The organism is Bacillus sp. AM1(2019) (genome assembly GCF_009906915.1).
GTDB lineage: Bacteria > Bacillota > Bacilli > Bacillales > Bacillaceae > Bacillus > Bacillus velezensis.
Map to the genome: position 1 here is coordinate 2,488,300 of NZ_CP047644.1, position 12,630 is coordinate 2,500,929.

14 protein-coding genes are annotated in these 12,630 nt (G+C 49.3%); 6 read left to right on the plus strand and 8 right to left on the minus strand.

The features are described 5' to 3' along the window. Nucleotides 1-178: 178 nt before the first annotated feature. The 5 genes from GNE05_RS12360 (at nt 179) to GNE05_RS12380 (ending at nt 3,470) form a co-directional block, all read left to right on the plus strand. Complete coding sequence (locus tag GNE05_RS12360; RefSeq protein WP_015240144.1) at nt 179-1,405, plus strand: DNA polymerase IV; 1,227 nt, start codon at nt 179-181, stop codon at nt 1,403-1,405. A 15-nt stretch (nt 1,406-1,420) separates the two neighbouring features. Further along, on the plus strand, nt 1,421-1,765 hold the full coding sequence (locus GNE05_RS12365) for a YolD-like family protein (RefSeq protein WP_007409390.1): 345 nt from the start codon (nt 1,421-1,423) through the stop codon (nt 1,763-1,765). A 100-nt stretch (nt 1,766-1,865) separates the two neighbouring features. Then, nucleotides 1,866-2,072 carry a YqzH family protein gene (locus GNE05_RS12370; protein WP_003153294.1) on the plus strand — a complete coding sequence of 69 codons (207 nt, stop codon included), beginning with the start codon at nt 1,866-1,868 and terminating at the stop codon, nt 2,070-2,072. A 73-nt stretch (nt 2,073-2,145) separates the two neighbouring features. Then, nucleotides 2,146-3,216 (plus strand): AI-2E family transporter, encoded by a 1,071-nt coding sequence (locus GNE05_RS12375; RefSeq protein WP_160182849.1) that lies wholly within the window; start codon nt 2,146-2,148, stop codon nt 3,214-3,216. 86 nt (nt 3,217-3,302) lie between these two features. Next, entirely contained in the window at nt 3,303-3,470 is a 168-nt protein-coding gene (locus tag GNE05_RS12380; RefSeq protein WP_017418083.1) for a DUF4083 family protein, read from the plus strand. Between the two features lies 1 nt (nt 3,471). Here GNE05_RS12380 and GNE05_RS12385 read toward each other — a convergent pair whose 3' ends face one another. The 5 genes from GNE05_RS12385 to GNE05_RS12405 all read right to left on the minus strand — a co-directional run bounded on the left by GNE05_RS12385 (nt 3,472) and on the right by GNE05_RS12405 (nt 8,034). After that, nucleotides 3,472-3,870, minus strand: a complete 399-nt coding sequence (locus GNE05_RS12385; protein WP_160182850.1) for a VOC family protein — start codon at nt 3,868-3,870, stop codon at nt 3,472-3,474. Nucleotides 3,871-3,891: 21 nt separating this feature from the next. Continuing rightward, nucleotides 3,892-4,851 carry a type I pantothenate kinase gene (gene coaA, locus GNE05_RS12390; protein WP_045926982.1) on the minus strand — a complete coding sequence of 320 codons (960 nt, stop codon included), beginning with the start codon at nt 4,849-4,851 and terminating at the stop codon, nt 3,892-3,894. Between the two features lie 75 nt (nt 4,852-4,926). Then, complete coding sequence (gene dsdA / locus GNE05_RS12395; RefSeq protein ID WP_160182851.1) at nt 4,927-6,276, minus strand: D-serine ammonia-lyase; 1,350 nt, start codon at nt 6,274-6,276, stop codon at nt 4,927-4,929. Between the two features lie 16 nt (nt 6,277-6,292). After that, nucleotides 6,293-7,069, minus strand: coding sequence for an SDR family NAD(P)-dependent oxidoreductase (locus GNE05_RS12400; protein WP_031378961.1), 777 nt, complete (start codon nt 7,067-7,069; stop codon nt 6,293-6,295). A 5-nt stretch (nt 7,070-7,074) separates the two neighbouring features. After that, nucleotides 7,075-8,034, minus strand: a complete 960-nt coding sequence (locus GNE05_RS12405) for an MBL fold metallo-hydrolase (protein WP_119001840.1) — start codon at nt 8,032-8,034, stop codon at nt 7,075-7,077. 396 nt (nt 8,035-8,430) lie between these two features. Here GNE05_RS12405 and proC point away from each other — a divergent pair, with 396 nt between their 5' ends. Then, the gene (gene proC / locus GNE05_RS12410; protein ID WP_007409383.1) at nt 8,431-9,270 is read left to right on the plus strand and encodes a pyrroline-5-carboxylate reductase; all 840 of its coding nucleotides are present in this window, start codon (nt 8,431-8,433) and stop codon (nt 9,268-9,270) included. Between the two features lie 36 nt (nt 9,271-9,306). On the opposite strand, the gene GNE05_RS12415 is transcribed toward proC, so the two are convergent. From GNE05_RS12415 to GNE05_RS12425, 3 genes are read right to left on the minus strand one after another with little or no spacing between them, the layout of a single operon-like run. Next, nucleotides 9,307-10,053: a polyketide synthase gene (locus tag GNE05_RS12415; protein ID WP_129003160.1), complete on the minus strand. Its 747-nt coding sequence runs from the start codon at nt 10,051-10,053 to the stop codon at nt 9,307-9,309. Between the two features lie 58 nt (nt 10,054-10,111). Next, a complete protein-coding gene (locus tag GNE05_RS12420; protein ID WP_007409381.1) occupies nt 10,112-11,359 on the minus strand; it encodes a hydroxymethylglutaryl-CoA synthase family protein in 1,248 nt (415 codons plus the stop codon). Nucleotides 11,360-11,416: 57 nt separating this feature from the next. Beyond that, nucleotides 11,417-12,571: a cytochrome P450 gene (locus GNE05_RS12425; RefSeq protein WP_160182852.1), complete on the minus strand. Its 1,155-nt coding sequence runs from the start codon at nt 12,569-12,571 to the stop codon at nt 11,417-11,419. Between the last annotated feature and the right edge of the window lie 59 nt (nt 12,572-12,630).

Genomic DNA, 12,630 nt, shown 5'->3' on the forward strand with positions numbered 1-12,630 from the left:
GTCAGCTCTTCTCATTGGAATATAAAAAATTATATGTGGGTTGTTTGCAATTGTAAATGATTTCTTTTCAAGCAAACGAATCAGCACGCCTTCCAGCCGGGGAATGATTTACCAGTATAAACGTGATCATTGTTCGGGTACAATGAAAAACAGAACAAACGTTCCCGGAGGTTTTTTTATGGCTGATATTCTTCTTGTTGATATGCAATCGTTTTATGCGTCTGTGGAAAAAGCGGAAGCGCCTCATCTCAAAAGCCGGCCCGTGATTGTCTCGGGAGATCCCGAAAGACGCAGCGGCGTCGTGCTTGCGGCTTGTCCGCTCGCCAAACGATACGGCGTAAAAAATGCCGAACGGCTGTGGGAAGCGCAGGCCAAATGTCCCGACGCCGTTATTGTCCGTCCGCGGATGCAGCGGTATATTGATGTATCCGTCATGATTACCGAACTGTTTGAACGGTATACCGATCTTGTAGAACCCTACTCCATCGATGAGCAGTTTCTCGACGTGACCGGAAGCAGGCGGCTGTTCGGTGATCCTTTTACAATTGCCAAAAGCATTCAGCAAGCGATTATGCGTGAATTCGGAATTTATGCCCGTGTCGGCATCGGGCCGAATAAGGCGCTCGCGAAAATGGCTTGCGACCATTTTGCCAAAAAAAACGCATCCGGCATCCACAGATTGGATATGTCAAATATCAGGCAGGATCTGTGGCCGCTGCCGGTCGGAAAATTATTCGGCATCGGAAAACGGATGGAGCATCATTTAAGACGGATGGGCATCAGCACAATCGGCGGGCTTGCCGGACACCCCGCCGAATTGCTGAAAAAACGCTGGGGCATTAACGGCGAATTGCTTCAGCGGACAGCCCGCGGCATCGATCCCTCTCCGGTCACCGTCAACACGCACAGCCGGCAAAAAGCGATCGGCCATAACATGACCCTCCCGAGAGACTACAGCCGCTTTGAGGATATCAAAGTCGTGCTGCTGGAGTTAAGCGAAGAAGTGGCCCGCCGCGCCCGTTTCAAACAATACATCGGCCATACGGTTTCGGTCAGCATCAGAGGCGCTGATTTTGAATTCCCTTCAGGTTTTCACAGACAGAGAAAGCTGGTGTCTCCGACTAATTTCGGAATGGATATTTTTAAAGCGGCGGTCAAGCTCTTCAAAGAGCATTGGAACGGTGAGCCCGTCCGCAGCGCCGGCGTCTCCCTTTCCCAGCTGGAGCCTTGTGATTATGTTCAGCTGAGCCTGTTCGATGCCCAGGAAAAAAAGATCAGTCTCGGCAAAGTATTGGATGATATTCATGAGCGGTACGGCCCTGCGTCGCTCCTCCATGCCGCTTCACTGACAGAGGCCGGCCAAGCCTTTCACCGGGCTGAAAAAATCGGCGGGCATTACAAATAATTTGAGGTGATATACATGAATCCGAACAAATTAACACCCGGGTATAATGTCATGTGGGAATCAAGCCGGATGATGCTGCCCGAACATCGGGAGCAGCTGCTTGCGAAAAAACGAAAAGAACGGGAATTCCGGCCTCCGGAACTGAGCGAAGAGCAACTGAACGACATGAACCGCATCATTGCGGCGTCAATTGAAGAAGACAGGGCCATTTCGGTCACCTACGCTTCCGCACACGGCCCCCGCCGCTTTTGGGGCTGGGTAAAACAAGTGAGGCATGACGAAAAGCGTTTAAAAATCATAAACGATGAAGATGCGTTAACGCTGCCGTTTCATCGTATTCTCTCAGCTGAATTGGAATAAAAATCCTACCCCGGCCTGACAGAAAATATGATAGAAGAGTGGGAGGATCACATGATATTTAGTAGAATAAAGATGAATGACAAGAATAGGAGAATATATGATGGATCAATTTATAGAAAAAATGCTGGGACAAGCCCTCCGCCAGTATGGACGGAATGTGTCGACAGATCCGCTGAGCCCCTATGAAAAACAGAGTTTAAAAAAAGCTTTAGAAGAAAGAAGGAATGAAGAACCCGATGAGGATCTCCATGCCCATGTAGAAGATATTATCTACGATTACGTCACCAATCAGGGGCAGTTTTCCTGACACGGACGTTTATGCACCGGGCGATAAGGGAAACGTCCGAGAGTAAACCCTTAAAGATTGCGTGGTGCAGGATATGCCTGTCGGGCCTTATTTCAGGATCGGCTATGCCGTTCTTCTGTTATTTCTCATCATTTATCTCGGAACATTAATAGACTTTTTGTTCCAGCCTGTTGTGATTACGGTTAAAACCTTGTTTCCGCCTATTGTATTATCGGGCGTCCTTTACTATTTGTGCCGCCCGCTCGTCAGAGTGCTGCATGCGAAATTAAAGCTGCCCGAAGGAATCGCGATTTTAGCGATTTATGCGGGAACAGCCGGCCTTTTTATCCTCTTCCTTTATACGGCGGGCCCTGCCGTTCAAAAACAGTTTACAGCCTTCACAGATCATATTCCGGAGCTTTCCGCAAAAGCTGAAAATTGGATCGGGCATCTCCAGGACAGCAAATGGTTTTCCCAGCTTCAGCATGGGGATTCCTTCAAAAAATTAGCAGACAAAGCCGCAAATTATTCCGGTTCAATCGCTGATTCTCTCAGCAGCCTGGCCGGTACGGCTGCCAATGCCGCCATCACCGCCGCCATTATTCCGTTTGCGCTGTATTACATGTTAAAAGAAGGACACAAAGCCCCCCGGCGACTGCTGCGGCTTCTTCCGGAAAAACATCAAAAAGAAGGAAAACAAATCCTTCGGGACATGGATGAAGCTCTCAGTTCATACATACAAGGACAGCTGCTCGTCAGTTTTTGTGTCGGCGTTCTCGTCACAATCGGCTATTTTATAATCGGGCTCGATTATCCGCTCGTTCTGGGCGCGTTCGCCATGGTGACAAACCTGATTCCGTTTATCGGGCCTTGGATCGGCACATTTCCCGGAGTCATTGTCGGATTGTTCGATTCACCGACCGAGGCGGTGCTGGTAATTACGGTCGTCGTCATTGTCCAGCAGCTTGAAAGCCAGCTGATTTCCCCGCAAATTATGGGACGGAAGCTGGACATTCACCCGCTGACCATTATTTTTCTTCTGCTTGCCGCCGGCAAATTCTCAGGAATTGCCGGGATGCTGCTGGCCATTCCGGGATATGCGGCCGCAAAAGTGGTCATAAGCCACATGCAGAAACTATTCATTCTCAGAAAAACACAAAGCTAGGACTGATTCATCCCCCATGTCTTCACATCGGTCAAAATGCAAAAACGGCGGGCTGAAGAAGCCCGCCGCACACGGAGGTAAAAAAGATGAACATCGGTGATATCATTTTTCAATTGATTTCATTTATTGCAGCCGCGGTTTTCCTGTTTGCCGTGATATACGTATTCAGAAGCTTGAACAAGCGCCGCATACAATTGGACAGAATCGAAAAGAAACTCGACGCGCTGCGCGAAGAAAAAAACGAGAAGTTATAGTTCATTCAGAATCAGAGGCAGGCGCAGCCAGCTCCACCTTTATCCGATCCGGGTCCTCCGTGTATACGGCGTAATGCGCGCTTCCGCCTGCATATGGATGGCGGTCCCTGTAAAGCACGGGGCATCCTCTGGCAAGCAGCTTTTCTGTCATCGTGTCAACGTGCTCTCTTGATGCAGCATGAAAAGCCAGATGGTTCAGCCCGACCCGGCATCTGTGGTACTCCGGTGTTAAAAAACGCTCCTCTGTCTGTACAAGCACAACATAAAATCCTGCGTTTTTCCAGCTGATGCCGGAGTCCCAATTTTGAAATTCTCTATAACCGAGCTCACCTAAAAACCATCCCCAAAACCGGGCGGAGGCTTTCAAGTCAGATACATACAACTCAATATGATGCATCATAATATTCGCTTCCTCCTCACATCACACCCGCCTTACCAGCACCTCTTCAACTTTATGGCCATCACCTTTTCTCAAAATCAAATCCGATCTGAATTTTGTCGGCAGGATATTTTCATACAGATTCGGACGGTTGACGCTCTCCCAAATGGAGGCGGCCATGGTATCCGCTTCTGCATCAGACAAATCCTTAAATTTATGAAAATAAGAAGCCGGATCCTGAAAAGCGGTTTCTCTTAAGAGGCGGAAACGCTCCAAATACCACGTGAAAATCCGGCTTTCTTCGGCATCCACATAGATCGAAAAATCAAAGAAATCGGATACAAAAATCCGCGGATCTTCCCTGTCGTCCTCTAAGGTCGGCGACTGCAGGACATTGATTCCTTCGATAATAACGATATCCGCACCTTCGACAACCTCGACGGCGCCCTCTTCCCTGTCATACGTAAGATGGGAGTATACGGGCGCCTCCACTCTCTCTTTCCCTGACTTTATATCGTTCAGAAATTCAAGCAGCGCTTTCACGTCGTAGCTTTCCGGGAATCCCTTTCTGGACAGAAGGTTTTTCCTTTTTAATTCCGCCGTCGGATACAAGAAACCGTCAGTTGTCACCAGGCTCACCTTCGGCCTGTCCGGCAGACGGGAAAGAAGCTTTTGCAAAATTCTCGCCGTCGTGCTTTTGCCGACGGCGACGCTGCCCGCGATTCCGATGATAAACGGGATTTTCGCTGAATGCGGATGCTTCAGAAACACATTGACATGCTGATTCCGTCTTGCGGCAGACATGACATGAAGATGGAGCAGGCGCACAAGCGGAATGTAAATCGTTTCTACTTCTTCCACCGACAGGTAGTCGTTCAGCCCCTCTACGGCCTTGGCTTCTTCCTCTGAAACGGCAATGGAAAGATGGCCGCCGAATCCGGCCCACGACTCGCGGCTGTGCTGCGTATACAATGTATGTAAGTTCAATTCTTTACTTTTCACAATTCACACCAATCTCTCTGTATGGCTTTCCGATAAAAAAACAAACGCTTACAAAGATTGTAACGGAAAACCGCTTCACTGTCTGCCCATTTTTTTCACAAATGAGGAACCGATCCGGCTGTACTCTTCCATTTCCTCCTCCGGAACCATGCTTCCGCCGGTGCTCCACACAAGGTGCACGGCATTTTCCATCTCATGCCCCCGTTCTTTTATATAACGGTTTCCGGCTTCGGTCTGAACAAACTTGACGGCTCCGGCCATACCGGCGAGTGCAGAGGGTTCAAGGCTCTTATTCTCGGCCGCTCTCAATTGATAAAGCAGCGAAAAAAGCGTGCAGTCATCGGCGGTATAACAGCCGCTGAGTATAGGTTCCATCAGAGGGCCGGCCAGTCCGGACGGCCTTCCCACCGCAAGTCCGTCGGCGGCCGTTTGATTATCAAGACCGATATCCTGCACGCTGATTCCGTCATGCAAGCCGGAAAACAGTCCTAACAGCATACACGGTGAATGCGTCGGCTCACCGAAAAAAATATGGACATGCTCGCCATAGATCAGCTTTAGCGCAAGCGCGACGCCGCCCGGGCCTCCTCCGACCCCGCACGGCAAATAAACGAAAAGCGGTTCATCTGCATCAGGCTTTATGTTCATTTGATCGAGCTGCTTTTTCACACGGCTTCCCGCAACGGCATACCCCAAAAACAGATCCCGGGAATGCTCATCATCAATAAAATAACAATAAGGGTCCTGCTTCGCCTGCATGCGCCCCTCTTTGACAGCCAGACTGTAGTCTGCTTCATATTCGATGACGCAAACCCCCTTTTCCCGGAGCAGCTCCTTTTTCCACTGCTTTGCGTCACTGGACATATGAACGGTCACACAAAAGCCGAGCTTCGCGCCGATTATGCCGATACTCAGACCTAAATTGCCCGTAGAGCCGACGGCTATAGAGTATTTTGAGAAAAAAGCGGTAAACCGTTCTTCAGTCAATATGCTGTAATCGTCGTCTGCTGAGAGCATTCCCGCTTTTACCGCGAGATCTTCGGCATGCTTCAGCACTTCGTAAATCCCGCCGCGCGCTTTAATGGAACCGGAAATCGGAAGTTCGTCGTCGCATTTCAAAAGCAGACGCCCGGGGAAAGCCTGAGCGGCGCTGTGTTCCAGATGCTTCTTCATTTCATTGACCAAGACAAGCGGAGATTCAATGAGGCCTCCCTCCGCTTCCGTCTCCGGAAAAGCCGACGCGATATAAGGCGCAAACCGGCGCAGCCTTTCTTCCGCTTCGGCAATCTCCTTTTTCCATTCAGCGCCATGCTTTACTGGATCAACGGTTTTATGCGGATTGATCCAAAATACTTCACGCGCCTCCGCCATTTGCCTGACTAAAGGCTCTGCCATCAATGCCTTGTGTATATCCCGGTCGGACATTCCTTTTTCCCCCTTGTTACTTTTTCTTTAATGCGCGGCCTGCCAGTTTTTCTGTAAACGATGGGAAAAGCTGATACAGCTTCGTCCCGAGGCTCATCCATCGCGGAAGATTCATTTCCCGTTTATCCGTCAGAATCACGGATGTAATACGCTCTGCCACATGGTCGGCATCAAGCATCCATCTGCCGACGCTTTTCACATAACCGCCCTCTTTATCTGCAATTGTAAAGAAGTCTGTTTTGATCGGACCGGGATTAACCGTTGTCACAGCTACACCCGTACCGTCCAGCTCAAGCCGCAGCGCATTGGAATACCCTAACACGGCGTGCTTCGTTGCGGAATAAAGGCTTGATTTCGGCGTCGCCAATTTGCCGGCCTGTGAGGCGATATTGATAATATGGCCGCTTTTCGCATGAAGCATCACAGGAAGACAGGCCTTCGTACAGGCGATTAATCCGAAGACGTTGACTTCAAACATTGCCTTCATATCATCCAAAGATGAATCAGCGGCCGTTTCAAAAATGCCGAAGCCGGCGTTGTTGATTAATACGTCAACATGACCGATCAAACGCCTTACGTTTTCAGCCTCTTCTGCATGCCGGACGTCAAACGGAACGACATCACACTGTCCGCCGCGCGCGGTAATCGTCTTTTTCACTTCCTGCAAGCGGTCCTCCCGCCTGGCGGATAAAAAAACATGAGCCCCTTCTGCCGCGCAGGAATATGCAAGCCGTTCTCCGAGTCCGCCGGATGCTCCGGTGATCCAAATCCGCTTATCCGTTAATCTGCCCATTTCCTTCACCCCTTCACAGCTTTAAACTTCAGAGTGTTCCCCGACTGAAAGGATACAGCCTTCCCTTCGGCGGCCAGCACGTCAAGATGGCCGATCGTTTCTGACATCGTTAAAAACAATTCATTTTCATACACAGCCGGAAACAGCCGCCGGCATACCTGGAAAGCCGTCAGCGTTTCCTCTGACAACAGGCGCAGCACATATTCCGACCGACTTCTCTGTTTTTCAAGCCGCCTGTCAAAAGCAGGCTTTACGTCTGTCAGCAGATCGCCGTGTCCCGGATATAAAAAGGACGGGTTTACGTCATGCAGCCGCTTCATTGAGTTCAAGTAGTCGAGCATCGGGGCCGCGCGCACGCCCCCCTTTTCCGGAGCTTCCAGAATCGGATTGGTGGAGCTGTTGGATAAAAGCAGATCGCCGCTGAACATTTCACCGCTTTTTTCATGGTAGAGCGCAATGTGAGAAGCGGCATGACCCGGGATTTCGAGCACCGTCCAGCCGTTAAGCCCGTCAATTTTTCCGCCTTCCCTCACTGTTTTCGTTAACGGACGGTTTGCAGAAAATAAGTATGACAGCTTAACTGTTTTATGTATGTCTTCAGGCGTCAGGGGAACGTCCATTTCAGTCATAAGCGACAGAAAAAAGTCCTCCTGCCGGGCGATATACGACTGATCCTGAGTAATGTACCTGTCATTCAGCGGATGCCCTATTACTTCCGCATCGTCGGAAAAAAGGTGCAGCAGACCTGAATGATCTGCGTGATGATGAGTGAGCACCACCTGTTCTATATCTGCCGCAGAAACCCCGTGTTCCTTAAGCTGCAATGAGAGCGATTCAGCCGCTTCCTTTGTATTCGGGCCGCAATCAATAAGGGTTAAGGCTTCATCTTTTACTAAATAAACGATAACGTCGCCGACTGCAAACGGAGTCGGCACACGTATCGGAATGATCTTTCTCGCTGCCATGTTTACGCTCCTTCGTTCTTTTCATTCCTGAATAATCATATTTTAGCGTTTTCTTTTCACTGTGTCATTATTGCCGCATATCGGAAAAAAAGATTGACATCCCGCTCTTGCGCATAGCATAATGAACAACAAACTAGAAAACACGGAACGCGATGACGAGGAACTAGTATATAAACAACGGCAGCAGAGAGCAATGTCCCCGGCTGAAAGACATTGCGGCCCTCTTGTTTACAGAACCTGCCCTCAGAGCGGTTAGGAAAACCTAAACGTATCCCCTCGTTACGGGATTTGAGCTGAGCACGGCTGATTCGTGCTAATGTAAGGTGGTACCGCGAAACCTTTTCGTCCTTTTTGACGGGAAGGTTTTTTTGTGTTTTGAGAAGAAGGAGGATTTATATGAAGAAAATCGGTTTTATCGGGGCCGGATCAATGGCGGAAGCAATGGTGAACGGACTGCTGCAAAGCGGAATGACAGCCCCCGGACATATATATATGACAAACCGGTCAAATGACAGCCGGCTTGAAGAGCTCCAAAAAACGTACGGAGTAAAACCGTGCCGGGATAAAGAAGAGTTTTTCAGCAATACCGACATTCTCGTTCTCGCCTTTAAACCGAAAGATGCGGCAGAAAGCATTGAGAACATTCGCGAATACGTGAAAGATCAGCTTGTGATTTCTGTCATCGCAGGGCTGACGATTCACACGATTCAGCAATATTTCGGCAGAAAGCTCACCATCATCCGGGCGATGCCGAATACATCCGCGGCCATTCAGCAATCGGCGACCGGTTTTTCCGCAAGCTCCGAGGCGAGTGAAGCTGAAATCCGGACGGCAAAAGAGCTTCTGGAAACAATCGGAGAAGCGACGCGCTTTGAAGAAAAACACCTTGACGCCGTCACAGCCATTGCCGGAAGCGGTCCCGCCTATGTGTACCGGTATGTCGAAGCAATGGAAAAGGCCGCCCTTCAAGCCGGCCTGCCGGAAGAAACGGCAAAAGAGCTGATTTTACAAACCATGGCCGGGGCGACGGAAATGCTCAGAACAAGCAGCAAACGGCCTGAACGCCTGCGCAAGGAAATCACAAGCCCGGGCGGCACGACTGAAGCAGGCCTTCGCGCATTAGAAGAGCGCCGCTTTGAAGAAGCCATCATGCACTGCATCGCAGAAACCGCAGCACGGAGCGCCGAAATTAAAGAACAATTCGCAGGCTCCGTTCTGCAAAAGACGGACCAGTGATAAAGCATGGGGCTTCCCATGCTTTTTTCATTCTGTTTAACTGCCGTATAAGCGGCTGATTCTCTCTTTTACTTCAGGAAGATGGAATGTGGCTTCGTGCATGTTCACCTCTTCCTCAACCGCTTTTGTCAGCTCTCTTTTGATCCGTGCGGTCACATTGGTTTTCAGCGCAACCAGTGAGGCTCTCGGTTTATCCGCCAGCAGCCGGGCTAATTCGCGGCCTCTTTGAAGGACGTCTTTTTTCGGCAGCACTTCAAACGGAACTCCCCGTTTTTCCAGAGCGGCGCCGCTGAAATTCGCGGCAGTAAACAGCATTTCTTCCCCGAGGACAATTCCCAGTTTTTCAGGCACAATATACGTCGCGCCCATTCCCGGTGTAAATCCGTACTTCATATAATTACAAGAATAAAAACTCTCTCTGCTTAAAATCACGAAATCCGCGCTCAGACCGATCGTAAAGCCGGCTCCGATCGCATGCCCCTGCATGACGGAAATCACGGGAATCCTGCAATCCAATAAAAGACTGTGAAGCTTTAAATCTGTAAATTGGAGCTTTCCGCTCTGAATGGTCAAAAGCCCCTCCTGCGTTCCTCCCGTGCAGAAATAATTTCCGTAACCCGTCAGAAGGACGGTTTTATAGGACGGGTGGGCATTGATGTCTTGGAATACCCGGTGCAGCTCTCTGACAAACTCTTCTGACAGCCCGTTTTTCCCGGCCGTATCCTGCATTGTGACCTGCACAATGCCCGGTTCTGTTTCCTGTACATCAATCATTGGATTCATGTTTATTCTCCGTTTCTTTAAAAATACTCAAGCCTTCCGTCTCTGAGTGTTTCTGATACTAGGTCGTCCATTCATACTTTCTGTGAAACTCTTTTATTTCAGTCAGCACCAATCGCGTTTTTCCTTGATGCGCATTCGGGATGTCTGCTGCGGGCGCGGCATTTCTTGTGCCGAATTTTACGATGCCGCTGTCTTGGAGCAGCCGGTCATAATCAGCCATCGATAAACGGACGCGTTCATCCAAATGCCGGCTGATCTGAAATTGATTCTGCCGCGTACGGCTTTGCGGCATAACGACACCGCTGTAAAATTCAGAACAGCAGCCCGAACCGTATGAAAAACAGCCGACTCGTTTCGGCGTTTCAAAAGAGCCGTTATCAATCGTGCTGGCAAGAGATAAAAATACGGTGGCCCCCATGATGTTGCCGACGCGCTGACAGTATTGAATCCCAGGCAGCACGCGTTGCTGAAAATCCGCTTCAATGTCTTGCGGCTTAGCCTTTGCCAATTTTCTCATCATCGTCCGATGCGCTCCTTTTACCATTCCGCCAAACGGAGTATGAAAAGAAAGGTATTGAAATGTATTCTTATAATCCGCCCCGCTCACACGCTTTCTGTATTCCTGAAATGATTTTTCACAGCAGTCCAAATAAGACATGAGCGACAGATCAGCATCCCCCGCTTCACTATCCGGGATCGGGCGGCAGGTATCCATGACTTCATACCCGTAATACCCGCTTGCGCCTTGATCAAGCAAAAAGACATGAGGGGTGCTGCTGACTAAAAGCGCCACAGCTCCCGCCCCCGCACTCGGTTCGGCATAGGACCATTCCTCCGTCAACGCGTCACCGCCTTCAGCCACTAAAAAGCGGGAAATATCCGTTCCGATGATGAGCGCTTTCGCTCCCGGCGATGTTTGCGATAAGATGAAATTCACGCCCATTTGAAACCCGGCCGTTAAAGAATAGCAAGCCTGTTTCACCTCAAATAACCGGCAATTCCGCTTCAGCTGCAAATAATCATGGACGTATGTACTGATGGATTTGCCAAAATCAATCCCGGATTCCGTACAGGTGATGACCATTTCAATCTGATTCCGTTCCTCTTCTGACAGAGAGTCGATAATTGGTTTTGCGGCATTTACGGCGAACGTAATCGGATCTTCAAACGGAAGCGCCACCACTTTTTCTTTCATCAGCAGGTTCTCAAACCTTTTTTTATCCAGGTTCCGATGTTCCGCAAGCTCCATGACGTCTACATACGCGGTTCCGCCAAACACGTTCATTGCTTCGATTCCTACATTCATTTCTCCAAGCCCCCAGAGTAAAGAGGCTTCCTGTGGAAGCCTCTTTTATTTTTTCGCTCAAAACTCAACAAGCAGCCTGTCAACGCCGTGAAATACAGGGCTCGGAACCAGATTCGGCTCTTGATCCTCAGTAAAACGCCATGCGGGCACCTGTTCAAAAAAGTGGGAAAGCGCGATTTTCGCTTCAAGCCGGGCCAGCGGCGCTCCTAAACAATAATGGCTGCCCTGACCGAATGACAGATGCTGATTCGGCTTTCGTCCCAAGTCAATTTGATCGGCATTTTCAAACTTCTTTTCATCTCTGTTCGCCGATCCAATCCACGCATACACTTTTTCTCCGGCCGGAATCGTTTTTCCGCCAATCTCGCTCTCAACCGCGGTGTAGCGGGTTACCCGCTGAATGGAAGGTCTGAGGCGGATGACTTCCTCAATAAAGTCAGGAAGGAGCGCCTTGTTTTCAAGCAGCCGGGGCAGAATGTGCGGGAACTCCTTGAGACTGAGAAATGAATTTCCGATCACATTTTCCGTCGTTACGTGCCCCGCGACGATCAACAAGCCGCAAAAACCGATTAATTGCTTGTCTGACAGTGGCTCTCCGTCTAAATCAGCTGAAATTAAATGGCTGATTAAATCATTTTGCGGCTGTTTTCTCCGCTGTAAAATAAACTGCATGAAGTATCCGATCATCTGCTTTTGCACTTCATTCATTTTCTTTTCATCTTTTACATTCTGGCTTTGGTCGACCCAGCCTTTAAAGATATCTCTGTCTTTCGGAGGAAATCCTAAAAGCTCTGCGATCACGATAATCGGAAGCGGAAATGCGTAATCTTCAATAATGTCCATCCTGCCTTTTGAACGGACGGCCTGAAGCAGGTCATCAGCGATAGCGGCTATACGCGGTGCAAGAGACTCAACCGATTTCGGCATGAACGGCTGATTGACCAATTTTCTGAAGACGGTGTGTTCAGGCGGGTCCATTTTCAAAAGGCTGTCTTTGTTAATATGCCGAATCATTTTTTCCTGTTTGTCCGCACTTAAGTATTTATGATCGGAAGAAAAATGACTGTAGTCAGAAATCACCCGCTTCACTTCATCATAGGTGAAGATTTCCCAGCAATCTTCCTTTTCATTGTAATGAACGGGAGAGGTTTCTCTCATCGTTTGGTACCACTTGTACGGCTGCTGCTGTCTGATTTTTGTTAAACTGGTCATTTTCATTCCTCCAAGATGTGATCAAGATTTGAAATGACCCGCCGAAGCTTACGAGTAAA

Coding starts and splice junctions, on each gene's coding strand:
- GNE05_RS12380 (WP_017418083.1), top strand. CDS start 3,303: ATGAACATCGGTGATATCATTTTTCAATTGATTTCATTTATTGCAGCC.
- GNE05_RS12415 (WP_129003160.1), bottom strand. CDS start 10,053: ATGAATCCAATGATTGATGTACAGGAAACAGAACCGGGCATTGTGCAG.
- proC (WP_007409383.1), top strand. CDS start 8,431: ATGAAGAAAATCGGTTTTATCGGGGCCGGATCAATGGCGGAAGCAATG.
- GNE05_RS12400 (WP_031378961.1), bottom strand. CDS start 7,069: ATGGGCAGATTAACGGATAAGCGGATTTGGATCACCGGAGCATCCGGC.
- GNE05_RS12375 (WP_160182849.1), top strand. CDS start 2,146: ATGCCTGTCGGGCCTTATTTCAGGATCGGCTATGCCGTTCTTCTGTTA.
- dsdA (WP_160182851.1), bottom strand. CDS start 6,276: ATGTCCGACCGGGATATACACAAGGCATTGATGGCAGAGCCTTTAGTC.
- GNE05_RS12370 (WP_003153294.1), top strand. CDS start 1,866: ATGGATCAATTTATAGAAAAAATGCTGGGACAAGCCCTCCGCCAGTAT.
- GNE05_RS12365 (WP_007409390.1), top strand. CDS start 1,421: ATGAATCCGAACAAATTAACACCCGGGTATAATGTCATGTGGGAATCA.
- GNE05_RS12360 (WP_015240144.1), top strand. CDS start 179: ATGGCTGATATTCTTCTTGTTGATATGCAATCGTTTTATGCGTCTGTG.
- GNE05_RS12405 (WP_119001840.1), bottom strand. CDS start 8,034: ATGGCAGCGAGAAAGATCATTCCGATACGTGTGCCGACTCCGTTTGCA.
- GNE05_RS12420 (WP_007409381.1), bottom strand. CDS start 11,359: ATGAATGTAGGAATCGAAGCAATGAACGTGTTTGGCGGAACCGCGTAT.
- GNE05_RS12425 (WP_160182852.1), bottom strand. CDS start 12,571: ATGACCAGTTTAACAAAAATCAGACAGCAGCAGCCGTACAAGTGGTAC.
- GNE05_RS12385 (WP_160182850.1), bottom strand. CDS start 3,870: ATGATGCATCATATTGAGTTGTATGTATCTGACTTGAAAGCCTCCGCC.